The organism is Paenibacillus daejeonensis DSM 15491 (genome assembly GCF_000378385.1).
Lineage (GTDB): Bacteria > Bacillota > Bacilli > Paenibacillales > Paenibacillaceae > Paenibacillus_D > Paenibacillus_D daejeonensis.
Genome location: NZ_KB899668.1, coordinates 157,321 through 177,150, shown reverse-complemented (window position 1 = coordinate 177,150; position 19,830 = coordinate 157,321). Strand labels below are relative to the sequence as shown.

The 19,830-nt window shown below is 55.9% G+C and carries 17 protein-coding genes; 1 reads left to right on the top strand and 16 read right to left on the bottom strand.

Annotated features, from left to right (window positions below; all coding sequences use genetic code 11):
* Window positions 1-100: 100 nt before the first annotated feature.
* The 7 genes from F556_RS0123910 to F556_RS0123880 all read right to left on the bottom strand — a co-directional run bounded on the left by F556_RS0123910 (window position 101) and on the right by F556_RS0123880 (window position 8,711).
* Window positions 101-1,618, bottom strand: a complete 1,518-nt coding sequence (locus tag F556_RS0123910; RefSeq protein ID WP_020619530.1) for a phytoene desaturase family protein — start codon at window positions 1,616-1,618, stop codon at window positions 101-103.
* 116 nt (window positions 1,619-1,734) lie between these two features.
* Entirely contained in the window at window positions 1,735-3,024 is a 1,290-nt protein-coding gene (locus F556_RS0123905; RefSeq protein WP_020619529.1) for a TraB/GumN family protein, read from the bottom strand.
* A gap of 201 nt (window positions 3,025-3,225) precedes the next feature.
* Window positions 3,226-4,086 carry a ComFC family protein gene (locus tag F556_RS36600; protein ID WP_020619528.1) on the bottom strand — a complete coding sequence of 287 codons (861 nt, stop codon included), beginning with the start codon at window positions 4,084-4,086 and terminating at the stop codon, window positions 3,226-3,228.
* An 84-nt stretch (window positions 4,087-4,170) separates the two neighbouring features.
* The gene (locus F556_RS39275; protein ID WP_020619527.1) at window positions 4,171-6,276 is read right to left on the bottom strand and encodes an ATP-dependent helicase ComFA; all 2,106 of its coding nucleotides are present in this window, start codon (window positions 6,274-6,276) and stop codon (window positions 4,171-4,173) included.
* 139 nt (window positions 6,277-6,415) lie between these two features.
* Entirely contained in the window at window positions 6,416-6,970 is a 555-nt protein-coding gene (locus tag F556_RS0123890) for a hypothetical protein (RefSeq protein WP_020619526.1), read from the bottom strand.
* 80 nt (window positions 6,971-7,050) lie between these two features.
* A complete protein-coding gene (locus F556_RS0123885; RefSeq protein WP_020619525.1) occupies window positions 7,051-8,151 on the bottom strand; it encodes an acyl-CoA dehydrogenase family protein in 1,101 nt (366 codons plus the stop codon).
* Window positions 8,148-8,711, bottom strand: a complete 564-nt coding sequence (locus tag F556_RS0123880) for a DUF4242 domain-containing protein (RefSeq protein WP_020619524.1) — start codon at window positions 8,709-8,711, stop codon at window positions 8,148-8,150. Before F556_RS0123880 ends, F556_RS0123885 begins: the two co-directional genes overlap by 4 nt.
* 92 nt (window positions 8,712-8,803) lie before the next feature.
* Here F556_RS0123880 and F556_RS0123875 point away from each other — a divergent pair, with 92 nt between their 5' ends.
* Entirely contained in the window at window positions 8,804-9,256 is a 453-nt protein-coding gene (locus F556_RS0123875; protein ID WP_020619523.1) for a winged helix-turn-helix transcriptional regulator, read from the top strand.
* A gap of 67 nt (window positions 9,257-9,323) precedes the next feature.
* Here F556_RS0123875 and F556_RS0123870 read toward each other — a convergent pair whose 3' ends face one another.
* From F556_RS0123870 to F556_RS0123830, 9 genes are all read right to left on the bottom strand, one after another.
* Complete coding sequence (locus F556_RS0123870) at window positions 9,324-10,094, bottom strand: ABC transporter permease (protein ID WP_020619522.1); 771 nt, start codon at window positions 10,092-10,094, stop codon at window positions 9,324-9,326.
* Window positions 10,091-11,065, bottom strand: coding sequence for an ABC transporter substrate-binding protein (locus F556_RS0123865; protein ID WP_026297469.1), 975 nt, complete (start codon window positions 11,063-11,065; stop codon window positions 10,091-10,093). Before F556_RS0123865 ends, F556_RS0123870 begins: the two co-directional genes overlap by 4 nt.
* A gap of 14 nt (window positions 11,066-11,079) precedes the next feature.
* On the bottom strand, window positions 11,080-11,865 hold the full coding sequence (locus tag F556_RS0123860) for an ABC transporter ATP-binding protein (protein WP_020619520.1): 786 nt from the start codon (window positions 11,863-11,865) through the stop codon (window positions 11,080-11,082).
* A 250-nt stretch (window positions 11,866-12,115) separates the two neighbouring features.
* Entirely contained in the window at window positions 12,116-13,303 is a 1,188-nt protein-coding gene (locus F556_RS35035) for a hypothetical protein (protein ID WP_211222633.1), read from the bottom strand.
* 40 nt (window positions 13,304-13,343) lie between these two features.
* Entirely contained in the window at window positions 13,344-13,829 is a 486-nt protein-coding gene (locus tag F556_RS0123850; RefSeq protein ID WP_020619518.1) for a hypothetical protein, read from the bottom strand.
* A 2-nt stretch (window positions 13,830-13,831) separates the two neighbouring features.
* The gene (locus F556_RS0123845; RefSeq protein WP_026297468.1) at window positions 13,832-14,392 is read right to left on the bottom strand and encodes an RNA polymerase sigma factor; all 561 of its coding nucleotides are present in this window, start codon (window positions 14,390-14,392) and stop codon (window positions 13,832-13,834) included.
* A gap of 445 nt (window positions 14,393-14,837) precedes the next feature.
* Entirely contained in the window at window positions 14,838-15,563 is a 726-nt protein-coding gene (locus F556_RS0123840) for a response regulator (protein WP_020619516.1), read from the bottom strand.
* 6 nt (window positions 15,564-15,569) lie between these two features.
* Complete coding sequence (locus F556_RS0123835; protein WP_020619515.1) at window positions 15,570-16,730, bottom strand: sensor histidine kinase; 1,161 nt, start codon at window positions 16,728-16,730, stop codon at window positions 15,570-15,572.
* Between the two features lie 74 nt (window positions 16,731-16,804).
* Window positions 16,805-19,612, bottom strand: coding sequence for a stalk domain-containing protein (locus tag F556_RS0123830; RefSeq protein ID WP_020619514.1), 2,808 nt, complete (start codon window positions 19,610-19,612; stop codon window positions 16,805-16,807).
* Between the last annotated feature and the right edge of the window lie 218 nt (window positions 19,613-19,830).

The following is a 19,830-nucleotide window of genomic DNA, read 5'->3' as shown; positions in this document are numbered from 1 at the left end:
TATTCGAAATTTCATATTTATCTGGAGCGGACACCAGCTTAGGAGCTAATTTTAGCCATAAGTCCAAAGAGGCGGATAAGGGCGGTCAGTAGTCCCCTCCTTATCGCGAATAGTAACCAAACCGTTTGCCAGCAATCCGCTCTGCGGCCATCCAGCCGGATAGGGAAGCGCCAAGCGTACCGGCTCCAGGGAACACGGTGTCGCCGACCATCCATAAGCCGTCTGGTCCGAGCCGGCTATTGAATGCATCGAATAACGAACGCGCGCCTTGCGGGATGTATCCGCCTACCCGACCTTGACGTCTGCCCAGATAGCGATGGAAGGTTACAGGTGTGCCGGGCAGCACCACGCTGCAATGCTCTCGCACCGCTGGATACCGTTCATAGAGCAAGGCAAGCATTTTGTCCTGATACGCTAATTTACGCTGCTCATAGCCCGTCCGATCCCACCAAGGCTCCGGCACCGTATGCGTGGATAGCGTCAGAGTCGGTCCCGGACTGCCTGGGCCGGCATCCAGCCAGGATACGAGAAACTGGTTACCCTCGCTAAGCGGAAGTCCGCTCGCACCAATAACCTGTCGGAAGGGCGTCCAAGTCTCTGCATCCGACGGTCCGAATAGCTTGCACATATCCGAATCGGGCTGTAACCCTATGTACAATGTAAAAGCACTCCAAGCGGCCCGCTGACGTTCCGCCTCGACCAGCTTATGCAAGCGGGAGGGTACGTGCTCGCCAAGTAGGTCCCCCAAGCTGTGCATGGAGGTGTTCAAGACCAACTGCTTGGCCGTCAACTGCTCGCCTCGTTTGGTCACGGCCTGCCAACCCTCACTCTGTCGCTCGATGCTACGAATTGGGGTACGGTATCTGATCTCGCCGCCTGCTGCGGTGAATGTCTCTGCCAGTGCCTCAGCAACGGCTGGCAAACCACCCTGGATCGCAAATGCCCCTTGATGAAAAACAGTTAACGCAATTAATCCCAGCAAAGCCGGGCAGCGGGATGCGGTCGTCTGGACACTGTCCATTAATTGACCGTTCAAAAACGTCCCAAATGGAGAGTGCTCCGACAACCCATATTTGCGAAGCCGATCCCCCACCGTCTGGGTCAGCAGCGGAGCCCACCGCAGCATCCGCGGGTTGAGATGAGGCACCAGGGAGGCCCATTCGCGCAGCCCTGCAGGAGGAAAGAACGGTCTGCGCTCTGTCATGTAACGAAGCAATTCACCTGCTGCTTCCACCTCATCATAGAAGTCGGCTATCTGTCTGGCTTCACCCGGGAACTGCCGCTCACATTCAGCATGCCAACGCTTTCTGTTGCGCCAATAATCCACCGTCTGCTCCGGCATCGCAATCTGCATAATCCGTTCCAGACTATGAAGGTTGGGAGATTCCAGTCCTAGCGTCCCGTACAGCCGGTTAAAATAACCGCCCGGTTCAAACCCCATTCCCACTGTAGCCCCAGCAGCGAACTGATAGCCTTCCCTCTGAAAGCCTCCGGCTGATCCACCCAGCTCGCCTGAAGCCTCGCACAGAATCACCCGATAGCCTTGGCTAGCCAATAGAGATGCGCAAGTCAGTCCGCCAAATCCTGCGCCTGCCACAATTACATCATAGGTTTCCATCCATCCCGATTCTCCTTCCGTCGGCTCCGACAGACACTAGAATTTGAAAAAGAGGCGCGCGCCGCAGTCTGCCTCAGCAGAACTACGGGCCGCCTCTCCCTACTATTCGCTACAGCTTACAGCTCAGTTACTGTATAACCTTGCTCACGCAGCAACGTGACGATGCCGTCTGCACCAACCATGTGGGCCGCACCAACGACAACAAAGTACGTCTTGTTTTCTTCATCCTCCAAATACTCTTTGATCTTGTCAACCATGCCGATATTGCGGTCAATCAGCATCGCTTTGTTGTATTCTTCGCTGATGGAGAAGCCCTCCGTCATCTCAGTCAACAGGGATTGATCGCCATCGACCCACATTTGGATCATATGGTCAATCATGTACTGTGCATTCTCGTCCGGGCCCGCATGGTAACCGGCAATGGAGCCCTCAAGCAGTTCAAGCTGCAGCTCTTCCGAGAAGTCGTTGAACATGTTCAGTTGCAGCGCTGCACTCTCGAGCTCGAGAATCGGCAGGTTGCTGGCTTTGGCTTGATTCAGGAAATGCATGTCGATGCCCATTTCACCGTCATAACCCGCTTCACCAATCTGCAAGGAATCAATGGTAGTTGCAATCACCCAAGGCTTAAACATGTCAAAGGCATCGGCATCCAGACCTTCAGCCTCCAACACTTCGCCAAGCGCGGCATAAGTATCTGCAGGGATGTGATCGCTAAGTGTCGTACCATCTTGATACATCCCCAGCTCAAACATCAGTTCCTCAAATTCAGTCGCGTCTTCCATCGCAATATCCAGCTCGACCGCAAGGTAGTCGGAAGCGGCATACGCCTCTTCAATTTCCGTGCGTAGTGGATACATCGACTCATCCGCTACATGAATCGAACCGAGCAGGTAGACTGTGCTGTTGGCATCTTCTACTTGCCACAGGAAGCCTTTGCTGCCTTCACCCTCTACTACCTCTTCGCCAGGTGCTGGTGCTGTTGCGCCCAGGAGTTGGATAGCGCGTTGCTCAGGGTCCCATAGTACACGGTAGCCTGCAGCTTCGCCCAGCGCACGAACCGGTACATAGGTCACATTATCCATGCTGGCAGCAGCAATGGGCAGTGTGACTTCGGTGCCGTTAATCGTGGCTGTAGTCTCGCCTACTTGGAGCGAAATTGTCAGATTGTCATTCTGGCCAGTTACGGTCTTAGTAGCCCCGTCCCATCCCAGTTCAAGGTTCATTTGATCAAACAGCGGCTTCACAGGTACCAGGGTCACACCTTCTTGAATGACCGGCTGGTGGCCTCCCAGCTCTACTTGGTTCTCGCCATACCATAGCGAAATGGCACGCTCTTGCGCGGCAACAGCCCCCATCACGGAGAACATCAAGACGAGGGACAAACATAAGGACGTAATCTTTTTCATGAATGCAGCAGTCTCCTTTACAGCATGTATTTGTGAAGGCAGCGGGCCCGGAGACGTCGCTTGCCTAACAACCGAAATCGTATGTAGGTCACTCTAGATGAAATGGCTCAATTGGACATTCCAGCCATACGGTATCCTTAACCTTTAGTCCTAGGGCATAATCAGTTTCCAGCTCTTCGATACGAGAACATCCGAGTAAACTCAGGAACGTGCCCAGGTTAGCACACTAATCTGCAATGGTATAGCGGTGCAGCTGTGAAGCGCTGATGCGCAGGCATGCACGGTGCTCCCGGTGGTATAGATATCGTCGAGCAGCAAAATGCGAACCGCACGCCGACCACCATTCACTCTATAGAGATGGGCCAAATAACTTGATGCTCCTGCCTCCACGGCGAACAAGCCCTCCATCGCCCGCATCCGGGCAAGCCTGTCCTTGTGACTCTGCTTACCGGAGTCGCGCGTCCGCACCAATAAGGAAGCGAGCGGCAGGCCGTACCTGCCCGCAAGCGCAGCAGCCAGACGCTCGGCCTGATTGAACCCCCGTTCATCCAGGCGCATGTTGCTCAGAGGTACGAAGGCCACAATATCCCACTTCCAGCGCGAGTCTGCCATCTGACCTCGCAATTCAGCGGAAGTCCTATCGTACAGAGCATAGAGCATGTTTTGCAAAAGGGGCTCCAGCCGTTCGGCTCCCCGGTATTTGTAATCTGCCAGCCACTCCCGCATGGCATCAGTGTACCTGACCGCGCTGCGGTTCCAGAGAATCTGGCCATTCCCGCGCCGTATGCAATCCTCGCAGGCTTCGGCCCGACCGCACACATAGCACTGAATCTCTTCTGACCGAATCCAGGACAACTCGCTGCGACACGCTCTGCACAGCCTGGCGTTCACAGCCTGCGGCAGCTGCAGCGTATCCACCGGGCTCGTCGGCTGTCCTCCAGCGGATGGCCTTGCTGCATGCCCGCATACGAGACAAACCGGATATTGCGGCGAGAGCAGGGTCATCGTGTGCCTGACCCAGCCTGCAGCACGTTGCCCGAGGCTCTTTTTCCAGAGGGTCATGTTCCTGAACTCCTTTCTACTACGCTGTTTATTGGAAAAGGTTGCAATAGCAATAGCCAGACACGAAGACCTGGATGACAGCCGTCACTCATCGGTTGCGGGCAAAAGGTAGCCCCGTCGCTTGGCGATCCGGTTCATATAGCGGATTTGACGGACGGCCGAAGCCTGCGCACGGTTACGGGCTGGACTGCAAAACACCACCCGGCCGCGCGGGTCATCGCCGGAGCGTCCCGCCCGGCCTGCCATCTGAATCAGCGAAGCGTCATCGAACAGCTTGCCATCCGCATCCAGAATGATCACATCGCTGCGGGGAACCGTGACGCCGCGCTCCAGAATCGTGGTCGTCACGAGCAGCCGGATCTCGCACGAACGGAATCGCATGACCCGCGCTGTGCGGTCGGGATCCTGGGAGGAGGTACCTTCAATTACGGTGCCGGGAAAAACTTGAGTAAGCAGCGCGACCAGCGGCTCGATGTGCCGAATCTGCTGAATGAAGACGAACAACTGGGCGCCCCGGGTCAGCGAGGTTTCCATGACTCGCTTGAGAGGGGCTGGAATCATTCGCCGCTTAATCAGCTCGACAACAGAAGGGATACGCAGCAGCTGCGGCACCGGCAAGGGATGCCGGTGATACCGTACGGGCACCGAGGCATGGGCCAACCGCCCGCTCCGGGCTGCCCGACGCAGCGGCCCGGGTGGCGTTGCCGACAGGAGTACCTGCACGCCTTGCGGTGCCCGGACTTTGCCCGCCGCGTAGTAGAGCATTTCATCGCCATGGAAGGGATAGGCATCAATTTCGTCCACCACGACCAGATCAAATGCACTGTCGAACCGCATCAGCTGGTGCGTCGTCGCCAGGGTAATCTGACCTTGCTCCCACCGCTGCTCGCTGCCGCCGTAGAGCGTCACCACCGACGCCTCCGGAAAAGCCCGGCGGATGCGGGGATCCAGCTCCAACACGACATCGCGTCTGGGCGTTGCCACGAGCGCACGGCCGCCGCGCTGCAGCACGGAGTCAATGAGCGGGAAGATCATCTCCGTCTTCCCCGCTCCCGTGACCGCCCAGAGCAGGAATGCCCGCTCCGGGCCCCACCCCGCCGCTGGCGGCGCCTGCTCTATATAGCGCAGCGCCTGCCCCGCCGCGGCCTGCTGCGCCGGGCTGAGCCCCCAGCGCTGCAACCGCTCCGCCAGCGCCGCCTCCGGCCCGGCGCTGGTCCCCCGCTTCCTCTGCGCGAGCCCGCCGCGCACGAGCAGCTCGCACTCGCGTGCCTTCCCCATTGTCAGGCACGCTTCGCAGTACGCGCACATGCGGCCGCACCCGCCGCATGGCGTACGGCGCAGCCGCGCGCCCCCGCTGCCGCAGCGCAGGCAGCGGGCCTGCGGGCGCAGGCGCGGCAGCGCCCAGGGTCGCCGCGACGCGGAGTCCGCGGCGACGGCGCTGGAGAGGCGCAGCCGGCCCAGCAGGGCCGCCAGCTGGAGCGCGCCGCTCCAGCTGGCGGCCTTGGGCGAGGCCGCGCCCGCGCCGTCCAGTAGGTCGTGCGCTTCGCGGCGCAGCAGCGCACGACCCTGCAGGGCCCGGGCGGCGGCGTGGGCGGCCGCCGCGAGGGCTTGGCCTTGCGCCCGCGCGACCGCTGGGGCGCGGGCGGTTCGGGGGCGGGCGCGGGTCAGCAGTGGGTCCGGGGGCTGTGGACCTGGAGGTTGCGAGCCTCTTGCGGGGTTTCGTGCACGACCCTGTGCAGCCGATTTGCCCCCAGCAGCAGCCTTTCCTCCTGCCATTGCGGGTGGATCAATATCACCCTCTATATCGCCGCCTGTTGCAGCATAACGGCTGAGGTCCACCATCCCGGTCTGCCGACTTTTCTCCTTCGTTTTGCCAACCACGCCCTCCACGCACGCGATCAACCGCTTGCCGGCTTCCCGCTCGTTGCCTCGCCAGCCTGCAGCTGTGCCAGTTGACTGTCGCAGCCCGCGTGTCCAAGCTTCTGCCGCCTGCACCGCCTGTCCTAGAGGCAGCGGCGCTGTCCAGATCAGCATGCACTCACCCATTCCTGAACGGGTACGTTTCTCTCCTGCCAGCACGCCTTCGCGAAACTCTGCCTCCAGCCAATACCGGATATCTACGTCAATTTCGATGCTCATGTGCGCCTGCCACCGCTGCGCCGTCTGCACAATATACACCCATGCTTTCATCTGGCCCTCCCCGCTGCAAACGCAAAAAAAGCACACCCCCAGCGCCTAATGGCGCTGATCGGGTGTGCTTCACTCCGTCCGCATGTTTTAAAAGTTCCTGTAGTCCTATCATAGAGCATGCGCTGACGTGAGGCAAGGGTTAGGCTTTGCGCAAGTCAATTAGTACCGTGCGTTCTGCCGGATTGGTTACCCCATGAGCCTGCAGCCAATCTAGATACCCGTCTGTGTCCTGTGGTTTCTCACCAAACAGCAGCGGGCCCTCCTGCAAGCGCTCCCCAAGCGGCCGAGCGTAGGACCCGTTCTGGTAACGGCCGTCCTGTTCATCCTCAGCAGCACGCCTCATCGCCAGACTGTCGCCCCGCATCCCGTCGGTCTGGCAGCGGAGCACCCGCCATTCGCCGGTTTTGGCTACACAGACAATTTGGTCCTCTTCCCTTAGAAGCTTGCTGGCGAGCAATCCGCTGCGACTGGCCATATCTTCGTCAATCACCGTCATCCGCACGGGAACCCCGGTCCAGAACGAACGCCAGCGCAGGCGGCGGACAGCCCATTCCAGTCCCTGTTCCTCGTCATTACCGATCAGAATATAGTGCTCTATGGTCAAAGCGCGCTTTCCCCGTCTGCGTCCAAGGAGATGAACCGCCAGCATCGCCACAAGGTAACAGGAGATCACCCATACAAATATGGCCGTCATCAGAGCCGCCTCCCTTTTTGAGACACTATATGCTCTGAGGTGCCCAGCGGTGAATCCGGTCACTGAAACTTGCTTCTTGGCTATTGCCCTATCGTGACGTTACCCTGATCTTGATTCGACAACAGCCGGTTCAGCTTCTCCAGATGACGGACGGATGGCGTAAGATTGGCATAAAAGTACGCTTCCCGCAATCTCCGCGCAGGACCACTGTTCTGCTGATATCCGGCGCTGCCCTGAAAAAGCATCGCGGCCTGCGCAGCCTGCAGCGTTAGATGTACGGTCTGCAGTCTCAGCTTCAGCACCTCGCTCCAAGAAGCCGATAGCGACGGAGAGACGGCGAGCATATACGTCCGCTCCCTCAGTTGTATCAGCGCCTCCTCCAGATGCTCAGGCTGTACAGCCAGATACTGGCTGCAGCCACCTTGAATGGCGGCACTCTTGCGCATCGTCTCGATACACGCATTGACCAGTCCCAGTCCGAGCGGAATCTGGTACAGAATGAATATACTACGCACCTGTCTGATCCAGCTGTCGGCGTCTTGTGACAGCACCCATTGCTCTCCTGCCTCGACCTGATTGAAGACGCAGGCATAGGTGGCGCTGCCGTTCAGCCCCAGATAGCCAACCCTTTCTGTCCGATGCAGTCCTTGGGCCGTACAGGGCAAGAAGAAGACGATCCGCTCATGGTCAGCCGTTTCTGCAACTGCGGCGAACCAATGGTCCTCGCCCAGATTGGATACCATCGGCAATGTCCCTTGCAGCCGATACCCTCCTTCCCCGTCCGGCTCCGCCTTCAAATACAATTGGTCCAGCCCGGCGTAGTACTTCATCGGATTGGACAGTCCAGTGCCGCCGCGCAAACGACCGTCCAGCAGTCCTGGCAGCACCTCTTGCTTCAGCCGCTCATTGTCGCTCGTACCGACATAGGTGACAGCGGCTAGATGGCACCAGATGTTGAAGGCAGATGTCAGGCAAGTCTGTGCCGTCATCTCGATTAACCGGACACGATCCCTGATGCTCCTGCCAGGCTCCGACCCGTCAGCATCGTACAGGCCTGCTTCCCCCAACGCTTGTAGATAACCAAGCGGGTATTGCCCCTCGGCATCAATCTGCCGAACATGCGGCCTCAGCTTCTCCTTGATGATGTCATGCAGCTGCTGCTGACGAGCCGTATTGCTCATTGGCTTGCTCCGCCGTCCAATCCGGTACTGCGGGCGGGCGCTGCGATTTCGGTAATTGCGTCGATCGGCGCGCTGACAGCTTCTCTCGCCCGTTTGACCGCCTCCTCGTCAGGCGCCTCATAGAAACACAGACATTTGGTCATATCCTCGCAGACATAGGTTCTTGAGAAAGTCACCTCCGGCACCTCGGCATAATGAACGGACTTCTCCCGCTTACGCGCCAGGTACTGCTCCATCTTCAGATCAGACGGCAGATTCCATTCGACCAGATAATTCGTATTTACTCGTTCCTCGGCTTCTTCCGCAGTCTGCCCGATCAGGCGCACCTGTTTGATAAGCGCCGCCGGTGTCAAGGCTGCTTCCAGCGCCTCCTGTACCGTGTGCTCATTCTCTCCCTCAAAGATGAAGTAAGCCTTGCTGTAATCCGCAGCCACTTGCACCTCCAACAACCGCGCGCTCCGCGCCTCCGCCTCCCGGCGGATGACGATCAGCCGCTGCTCCAATTGTCCGCGATCCCCCTTGCCACTCTCCAATACCGATTCAGCCAAATAAAGCGCCATATTGAACTCTCCTTTTTACATAGTGTAAAATAGTAACTAAATATCAGAAAGAAACCTAGAAGACATGCGTGTACATCCAGGAGGCCAAAACGATGAAAGACAGATACGATTTACCATGCAATATTGCCCAGTCCCTGAACATTATCGGCGATCGCTGGACCTTACTGATTATTCATGAGGTGCTCATCGGCCGTACCACGTTTAATGAGATCAAGAAGGCGCTCGAAGGGCTCTCCTCGAAGCTGCTCTCCGAGCGGCTCAAATATTTGGAAGCCCAGGGTTTACTGACAGCTACCTTGTACTCGGAGCATCCTCCCCGGTACCGCTACCAGTTAACCGAGAGCGGCCGAGATCTCGAGGATGTCTTCCATGCCCTCGTCTTGTGGGGGCGGCGCAATCTTCAGAAATGTTACAAGAAGCTGGTGCACCGCTCCTGCGGCCATGAAGTCAACATCGCCTACCATTGTGACCACTGCCAGCGGGACGTAGAGGATTTAGCTGTAATCGAACTGGCAACCGAATCCTCTCAGCCGCCTACCCTATAATCTACAATTGGCCGGTAGGTGGTCCCTCAGGGCCATCCCTTGCGCAGCCCACAGCAAAGACGACCCGTTACCTACCGGCACTCCCCCGCCCCCAGTGGCTTCCTACCCAATGCTCGAACAGTCGGACTGCCCGGTCCAGCAGCAGACCGCAGATGCCGATGAATACAATTCCTGCCATCACCAGATCCATGCGCAGCGTATTGCGGCTATCGATGATTAAAAAGCCAAGTCCCGATTGAGCCCCAACCATCTCGCCGGAGACAAGAAAAATCCAAGCCGTGCCGATAGCCAGATGCAGACCGCCTGCAATGGTAGGGAAAGCTGCCGGTAGAATAATCCGGCGTATCAGTTGGACGCGGGTAAGTTCCATATTCTGAGCAACCTTTAGATAGATCGGGGCCACGCTTCTGACCCCGGTCACAGTGGCGATAAGCACCGGGAAAAATGCCGCGATGAAAATGATGACGATTGCCGGTGCGTTGCCAATTCCGAACCACAGCACGATAAAAGGTGCCCAAGCGATCGGCGAGACAGGACGGAGCAGCTGCACTACAGGATCAATGAGTGCCCAGAGCCGCTCGACCCGTCCAAGGACGAGGCCAAGGAGGACAGCGACCAAACAGGCAGAAAAATAGCCTGCGGCAAATCGTCCCAGGCTCACCTGAACATGCGTCAGCAGGACGCCGTTCTCCACGAGCTCTACAATTCCCCTAGCAACACCAAGAGGTGAAGGAAACAGGGCCTCGCCGACACCTCGCACCAGTACCAGTGTTTGCCAAAGCACCAGGAGAAGGAGTATGCCCACCGCTCCATAAATTAGCCTGGCCCTGCGCGTCATCGGCTCTCCAGTACCTTCTCAATAAAGCGGTTATCCACAAATTCCTCGAAGGCAGGCGGGTTTTCTGACAGCCCCATCTCCACCAGGTAATCACTCAAGGTCCGGTAGGACGCTTCATCCAGCTTCAACTCATCATAGTGGATCCACTCCAGCGACAGATCGAGGACATCCTCCTGCACATTCAGGAATGATCCCAGCGCCTCCTTGGCGTGCGCGTCCTTATGCTCAGCAAGCTGGCCTGCTTCCACATACTTCTCTACAACATTCCCGGTCAGTTCCTCATTCTCCCGAATCCAGTCTGAGCGCAGCACCATTACGCAGCAAATGGATTCCGGCCATAGCTCGTCGGATTGGAACAACACCTTGCCATGACCGGCGACAACCGAAGCCGCGCCGAACGGCTCGGCAACAACATAACCGGCGATTCGTCCTTCAGCTAGTGCGACCGGCATCTCCGGCGGTGGCAGCTCTACCACATTCACATCGGTATACGCGAGGCCTTCGCGTTTGAGCATCTCGTAGAGCAGAATATTATGACTCGAGAACCGGCTGGGGATAGCAAAGCTCTGTCCCTGCAAATCGGCTACCGCCTCGACATCTTGAGAAGAGACAACAACATTGCCGTCCTTGTGCCCCAGCGCCACCGTCTTCAGATCGATACCCTGCTCCTTGGCCCGCATCGCCAGCTGTACCAGTACCGAAGCGCCATCTATATGTCCGGTATTGAGCGCATCCATCAGATCGGGCCATGAACCGAATTTCACCAGCTCGATTTCATAGCCCTCTTTGTCGAGCCCCTGCTCCAGATAGAGAGGCGCTGCGTGGGTAATTGGCAGATAACCGATCCGGATTGTCTTACTCTCCTGGCTGCCCGGGGCGGGCGCGGTTGTCTCTGTCCCACAGGCTGCCAAGAGCAGCAGCGATACGGCTGTTAGTCCTGCGGCCATTCGCTTTGACCTTCTAACCTTCATCCTTCCATCCTCCCTTATATCGTGAATTCTTCGGAGGGCAATGCCCCCGTCAACCGGAATGTCTCCAGAATAACCTTGCGATAGTGCTGAAAATGTCCATCCCCACGATCCCGAGGCTTCATCATCTGCAAACGGACTTCTCTGCGAATCGTACCCGGCCTGGCATCCATAATCAGGACGGCATCCGACAGGTAGACCGCCTCGTCGATATCATGTGTTACCAATATGACGGTTGTCCCTTCTTGCCGCTGGATCCGCAGCAGCTCATCCTGAAGATAGTATCTGTTGAATGTGTCCAACGCGGCAAACGGCTCATCCATCAAGAGCAAGGTTGGCTGTACTGCCAATGCCCTCGCTAACGCCACCCGCTGCTTCATTCCTCCCGATAGCTGGTGGGGGAACCATTCCGCTTTGTCCTCCAGTCCGACCAGGGCGAGATAGTGTCCCACGCGATCGCTCCGCTCTTTTTTGTGCAGGTTCAAGTTAAGTAGTCCTAGCTCCACATTGGCCTCTACCGAACGCCAAGGCAGCAAGCCGTAATCCTGGAACAACATCTGGCAGTCGAGCTGAGGACGCACCATATCCCGTCCCGAGATGCGGATCGTTCCGTCGTCCGCCTTGTCGAATCCGCCAATCAGATTCAGTAAAGTACTCTTGCCGCACCCGCTCTGGCCTAGCAGGGACAGAATCTCCCCCTCATGAACAGTCAGAGAGATACTGCTCAACACCAGCTCCTTGTGCCCTTTGTGGGCAAAGCCCTTGCTCACGTTCTTCACTTCCACAATCGGTGCCGCTTGCATAGTTATCGCCCCTCTAGCCTAACTTCTACCGGGTGTCCAGTTTTCCTGTACTCCCTCCTTTGCGCCAGTTGGCTTCAAGTGGTCTTGTCAGCCGCTCATTCATTAACCTCTAATTCCCATGAGATTAATTGGATTAAAGTTATTTTATTATACTTTGTTAAATAATGCAACCTACTTTGAAGTCCTTCATGCTTGAATTACGCACACAAAAAAAGCGGCCCTTCGGCCGCTCCTTGGTTCGGTATCCCCTCTATCCCCGTACGCTACTGCTTCCAGGACCAGGGCCGCCAAGCATCAGCTTCACTCCGCCCACCAGCAGCAGCAACGTAATGAGCCCGATCTGGACATAACGTTGCAGCTGCTGCACCCACATCTGATGACCAAACATCTGAATCAGCCATTCTTGTAGGAACTGGTTGAACAAAATATAGCCCGCGAGCAGGATCATCCCTGCCCCCAGCCAGCGACGGCTAGGCGAGAAGCCAGAGACGATCGGCACATCCTCAATGAAGCCCTCCATCCGTTCGTAACGGGCACCTAGCTGCAGTGCATCAAAGAAAGCGAAGCACCAGATGACCGGGATCAGGAACATGAAGAAGGTCAGGTACAAGACGTCCAGAAGATAAAAGGATAACAGGAAACCGCCCATTAACTGCAATCCGCGCTGCTGTGCTCCCAGATACATATGACCAGCTCCCGGAAATACAGAGAGCAGCGTAGCCAGCAGCCGGCTCCGTCTGCCACCAGCCCGCTGGGCGTCCCAATCCTCCAGGATCGACCGGTCCTGCAGCGGCTCTCCCAACTGCTTACGCTCAAGCTGCCGCAGCGCATCGAACAGCCCGTACAACCAAATAATCGGCAGCACCATCAAGAAGAGAATGAACTGTTCGCTAGCCATGACACTTACAAACAGAATAACAGCCGCCATCCCGAAAAATCCGAGCAGCAAGGTTAGTCCTCGCTGCATGAGCCCGAGTTGAAAGTGAGCCAGCCCCGGAACGGCAGACAACAAGATGGTATAAAACCGTTCGCCGGCGTTGCGCCTATGCGGGTCGTGGCCGGGTCCGTAAGCAGCGTCGCCGGGATAGGGCGGCATTGGATAAGGAACTCCCGGACCGTATCCGCCCTGCATTCCCTGATGCATATCGTGTGACGGGAAGGGTGCTCTCGCTTCCTGTGACGGTCGCACCAGTAGATGAATCATCATGTCGAGGATGTTGATTCCCCAGACCACCATGGCTAGAAAGCCCATGAACAGGAAAGGCTCATCATGCCCCATTAAAAAGCCCATGGTAATTCCTATTCCAAGAAATCCAAACACGAGCAACGGATAGACAAAAGCTCGGACCCGTCGCTGAATCATATAATGCCCCAATCCCGGGATAAGGGACATCAGTAGCAATGTTATCCCACCAAACCGCATAGCTTCACTCTCCATCTTGCGTTGACTGCCTGCTGCAGTCTCGCATTTCTATTGTTTAATACCGATCTGCCTCATCTGCCGAGGGCTTCCATGCTCGCAGCAGGTCTGTCGTCCGCTCCATCAGACGCGACGTAATCGTCTGTTCGTTCTCGACTTGCTCCGTTCCCTGTATCAGATTGGCAGGCTGCACCGTATGATCCAGATAATCCTGCAAGAGCCCACTAGAGAGGAAGACGAGAGTCAGGCTTGCCGCAATCACATAATGAACCAGCGCACGACGACGTTCCCGGCCGGTTGGTCGGCGGCGCCTGCGGTCTCCTGTTTTTTGCACATCCCGATGTCCACGCAGTGCAGCCGTCAAAGCTACCTCGCCTTCTTTGCTCAGCTGCGGCGTGTCTTCGGCTTCCTCCAGTAATCTTATGTATAACGCCAGGCATGTCTCACATTGATACAGATGCTCCTCCGCCGTCGCTCGCTCTGCATGCGTCAACTCATCCGTGAGCGCGTATTGCCGCCAGAATATTTCTGTTGGATGGTTCATCCCTACTCCTCCCCCCGCTTCCAGCGTTCTCTTATCCATTGCCTGGCCCGATACAGGCGGGACTCGATGGTCTTCGGCGCTACCTTCTCGCCTTGCGCAATCTCCTGCTGACTCTTGCCTTGCCAGTAAAAAGCTTCTACGACCCGCCGATATCCTTCCGGCATGCCACCGACCACTTGACTAACTTGAGCCCGACTCTCTTCCTCCAGCAGCCGCTCGGCCACCCGGCCATCGAATTCTTCATAGACTGGAGGCGGATGCTCCCGTTCAGGTACATCCGTCAGAAGCGACCTTTTTCGCAGACGTTCCAGCTTCCGCTTATGATCAATCGCTTTGTTGACTGCGATCCGGGTTATCCAGGTTTTCAGGCCTTGCTGGCGGTAACCCGGGAGGCCGAGATAAATCGCGACGAACGCTTCCTGCAATGCATCCTCTGCATCCTTTGCATGCCGCAGCACTGCATAAATTACCTGATACAACTCACCTCGGTACCGGCTTACCAATCGCTCAAAGGCCGCTTCATCGCCTTCCAGCATTCGTTTGACCCACTCTTCGTCGCTGATCCTCTCGCCTCCCTTCCGACTTATTTTCGCTCCTACTCTATTAGACGAGCCTCAGCCCGCTAACCCCTGCACTTTTTTAATTATTTTTAGGAGGCGAACGAGAACTCGCACTTGCTAAAGACAAAAGTGCAACTACTAACCAAGATGTCTCCGTTTTAGAGGTCCATAACGTCAAAAATACAACTAATCAAGCTTAAATTCCCATAATTAAGAAATAAACAAGAAATTAACTGCGCTTTTGTCTTTAGAGCAGCTTTATTGTCGTTTTCTGCTGTTATTAGTTGTATTTTTGTCTTTACGCAGCGCACTTCCTTACATTTTCGTCGCTACGAAAGCCTCCACAATCATGCTCAATCCGCCGCTTCCCATCAAAAAAAGCTCCACATCAAAAAGCTCCAGAGCATAATCCGCCCTGGAGCTTTCCTGTTCCCTATATTGCCTATGCTTACAACGTCACCCAACCGTTTTTGATCGAGTTGATGACCGCTTGGGTGCGGTCGTCGACCTCCATCTTTTGGAGGATACTGCTGACATGGTTTTTAACTGTTTTTTCACTAATGTACAGGAACTCGCCGATGTTTTTGTTGCTTTTGCCCTCGGCCATCAGTCGCAGGACTTCGGCCTCCCGGCGGGTCAGCGGGTTGTTCTCTCCGGCTACGAATTTGACGCCTGTCTCTTCGGAAGCCGCGGCTCCAGAGTTCGCGCCTATCTCGTCCAGATAGGTCATGCGACGCAGCTGGTTGATCAGCTTGCCCGTCACCTTGGGGTGAATGTAGGCATGGCCATTGACGACCGAGCGAATCGCATTGACGAGCGCCTCCGCCTCCATATCCTTCAGCAGATAGCCGGTTGCGCCTTTGCGCAGCGTTTCAAACACATAACTCTCATCATCGTGGATCGAGAGAATTATAACCTTCACATCCGGGAAAATGTCACGCAGCCGCTCCGTAGCGACTACCCCATTCTCAATCGGCATATTAATATCCATCAATACGACCTCGGGCTTTTGCCGGTTGCAAAACTCCAGGACCTGAATCCCGTTCCCGCATTCGCCGATCACTTCCAGATCGTCTTCCATGTTCAAGATGCGCTTCAGTCCCTCACGAAACAGCTGGTGATCATCGGCTATCAGCACTTTAATCGTCCGGTTCCCCGGTGATTTCACGTCCATCGTCAGTTACTCCTTTCTAGGCTCCGCATTTATGGGAATATGAATCGTTATCTTCGTTCCCTGATTTATCGCTGACTCGATTTCCATCCTCCCCTCGAGCAGCTCGACTCTCTCGCGCATACCGATCAATCCAAAACTTGAATTGTCCTTGGCTCTTGCCTCGGTCAGGTCCACATGAAATCCTGTTCCATTGTCTTGGATGACGATCTTCACAATCTGCGCTTGATAGGTGATGCCGAGAGAGACGATCGATGGGCTGGCATGCTTCAACGCATTCGTATAGGCTTCTTGAACCAAACGATAAATCGCCGCTTCCATCGCTGATGGCAGTCTGACCTCTCGTCCTACCGTTTCAAAAGTCGTCCTGATTCGCGCTTTTTCTTCAAAATCCTGCACGTATTTTCGTAAGGTAGGTACTAAGCCCAGGTCATCGAGAGCCATCGGCCGCAAATTAAAAATAATTTTGCGAATTTCTTCAATACCTAGTCGTACCTGGCCCTTCAAATCTACTAATTCGTCCTGTACTAATCCAAATTCCTTCTTTTGCAGCATTCTTTCTGCAATTTCCGTCCTAAGAACTAGATGCGCCAGGGACTGAGCGGGACCGTCATGGATTTCTCTGGCAATCCGCTTACGCTCTTCCTCCTGGGCGACGATAATTTTCAGACCAATGGCCTGCCTATTCTTGGCTGATTCGAGAATCCGCGTCACTTGGTTCAGGTCCCCTGAGAGGTACTCCAGCACTACATTCACCTGTGAGCTGATCGTTTCTGCCCGTTCGATGGACTGCTCCACGTTTTTCACACGCTTTTGGAGCTCGTCCCTGCGGGACTTCAAATAGGCTTCCTTCTCCCGATAAACCATAAGATCGAGCTGAATCTGGGTCGCCTTCTCGTAAGCAGCCTTGATGTCAGCTTCCTTATACCTCACAAAATCCCGGCTGACCTCGGTCAGCCGGATCCGGGAACGGCGATAGTCCAGCTCGAGACGATCGACTTTGTCGATCGTCTCGGCTGTTTCTTTGAACACCGTCTCAAGCTCCTGGGTAATCAGCAGCAGCTCTTGACGGGCTGATTCACAAATCTCGAAGATTTGATATTTGCTGTCTTCCATTACATGTATCGCATTCTTAATGACGCGGTCAATGTCGTTGATTCGATAGTTCACGTACGCCTCGGCTCGCTTTCTCCATGGAGGATGCTTCTACCATCATACCACAATCCGATGAAACAAGACCTATATTATTGAATGGTAATAATCTTCTGGGCTGCATCATAGTGGACCTTTAGGCCGAGTTGCTCGGAGACCAGACGAACCGGGACCAGCGTCCTGCCATTGCGAATGATCGGCGCTGCTGCCGCAGTCTCGCGCTTGCCGTTGATGACGTATCCCTTCTGATCCAGCCACAGCTCAAGCAGCTTGTCGCCACGCAAGAAGGTCGCCCGTTTGGTTGTATTGTCCCATGCCACATTCCCCTTGATGGCATCCGATACGAACTTCAGCGGCAGATACGTCACCCCGTTCAGTGCAATCGGTGCCGCATCCAGCTTCGTAGCAGTCCCGCCGACCGACGCATTGGTGCTGCCCAGTGTCAGGCGAATGGTCGGTGTATCCGGCTGCACAGCCGACGCAGGGTAGTGGAACGCGATATTGTCGATCGCTACCTGTCCTGTCGCAGCACGCTCACTCTGTCCTTGCTCCGGATTTGCAACATACAGACGTTTCACCTTCACCGGATAAGTCATGCCCAAGGTGCTCAGATCAGCCTTGACACTGCGCCAGCCGGTCCAATCCAATGGACGGGCGAGATCGACATAGTGCAGCTTGCCTGATGCATCTGTGATCTCGGCACGGACCCAGTTGTTGCTGCCATCACCGTAGACATCCGCTGAGATTGCGAGCGGCGATCCCTCGACAGCTCGGCCATCACCATTTAGCGCTGCATAGGCGGCCTTAGTACCCGTGCCAGCCGTAAAGTCATAGTTGATGATCAGCCCTTTGGACTGCATGCCGCTCAAGCTGTTGCCAACGCTAACCGAACCCGTGGTGCCGTTAGGTGTGGATTGGAACGTAATCGGGTAGCCGACATTCTCAAAGTTCTCCCATGTCCGCTCCGCACTGGCACTGCCTGCCGAGAAGTAGACAAGTGCCGAATACCCGTCGTAACGAGCAATGGCCGTACCGGAGGTCGCCCCTTGATTGATGGACTGCACATTCAGCACGCCGTCCTTGACTTCACCCGTGAAGCCACTGAATTCCCAGCGCACCGAGCTCGCAGGCACGTTCATCTCACGTCCGTCCGTCAGCTTGACGCGTACCGGCACGTTGATTGACGAGCCAGCCTGCAGCGAAGCGGATGAGGCGTTGACTGTCATTTGACTGATCTGGCTGGCACCGATGATTTCGACGGCGAGCTTATCCGAGGCGGAGCCCGATTTGGCTGTCAGCGTCGTTTTGCCCGACTTGGTCGGAGTGAACGTGCTGCCATTCATCGTACCGAATCCGTTCTCCACGCTCCATTGCGCTGTCATGCCTGTCGGTTCAATCGGGTTGTAATACGTATCATAGGCTTTCAAGGAGTAGCCCGCCGATTGGCCCATGAAGATTACACTAGGACCACTGGCCTTGATGCCCTGAACCTCGCCTTTGGGGGCCGACGTATAAATACCAATGCCGTTGATCACGCGACGCTCTGTCGTACCGCCGCTATTCTCCGTAGGATGAGCCAGTCCTACTTCAAAATCACCGAGTGGACGAGCCGCCATGGTTGTTGAGCCGCCGCCATCCAGGTTCAGCCCTTTCCAGACACCCAGCCGCGTAAGAACCTCTTGCAATTCCTTCAGCGTCATGCCGGAGCTATTGCCGTAATCCTCGGCAGTGACCAAATAGACCTTCTTATTGTCACGGGAGTAACCTACCGCTGTCCGGGAACGGGCACTGTTGCCGCTAATGCTGCTGACGTCCCGGGAGAAGTTCGCAGCCTTGCCGTCCTCCACCAGAATGGTATGGCCTCCTACCATCATCTGATAAGATCCCGGATCCTTCTTGGCACCCGTTGTCAGCGAAGTCAGGTTGTAATTGGCATTAACCGTCTGGCCCACCGTCAGATGCTGTTTGGCGAACTGGGCCGCTGTGCCATGAGTACGCAGGATATACCCGTTCTCCGGTGGTTTGACGGGTAAGGTGCTGTTCTCAGCTATTTGCGTCACCCTTCCGTTTTCGACCAGAATCTCAGTCGGGGTGGTTGCGCTGTTCTTGGTGTTGGGCCGCTCTGCCGCAGTCCAGGCACTTGTGTAGATATACATGGCGTTCACGTGACTGAATGTTCCAGAGCCCGTAGCCGGCTCTGTCATATAAGACGTCTGATTGATGCCGGCCAGCGGGAAGCTGCCGCCGCTCGCCGTCGTTACATTGCCCTCGAATCCGAACCGGTCAATAACTGGTACACGGTCATTGGACACCGCAAAAGCATACATGCCTTTGAGCACGGATGGACTCGACATCAGGGAGCCGCTAATAATCTGTGCGCCCATCGGTACGCCTTCCGCACCCATATTGAAATAGTCCGCATTGACCCCCGCAACCGCGCCGGTTTCTTTGGTCATATTGGTGGTTGTGTTCGTATTCGTCAGGTTGTTGTTCTTGCCGCTCATGACATTAAGCGACACATGTGGATTGGTGAGATCCACCTCTATCACATGCACGTTGGCCTGCACCGATTTGCCAGACCTTGTGCCGGTCCATATGTAATCGATTCGTTTGGCACCTGCGGTAATCATCGACTCGGAGGTCTGCTTGAAGCTTGAGGTCACGGCGGCCGACGCCACTTGCGTACCACTCAATAACTGTCCGATTCCGAATGTCCCTACACTTGCAAGCGGCTGCAGCAGCAGTGTACCGCTTAGTGCGATGATCAGTACGCGCTTCGTTAATTTCCCCCGCTTCATGCGGCCATTTTCCCTGAGCGCGCGGTCCCGAATCGTCCGACCCAAATCGTCATAGGCCATTGGTTGCGCCGGTCCCGGTTTATCCACTTCCCGTTTACGCATAATCTGGCAACTCTCCCATCTTGAAATCTACTAGTTATAGACTGCTAGAAGGCCGAAAAAGTTACGGTAGATGAGAAGATCCTAATGTCCCTCCCGCAACATTGCGACATGGAATGACGTTTTAGACTCTTAGGCCTTGGGAGCTATCCCTTTGATCACGACAAAGCCGCTGTCCCCGAGAGGGCAGCGGCCAGTCTTTTAATACGGCTTCAGGTTTC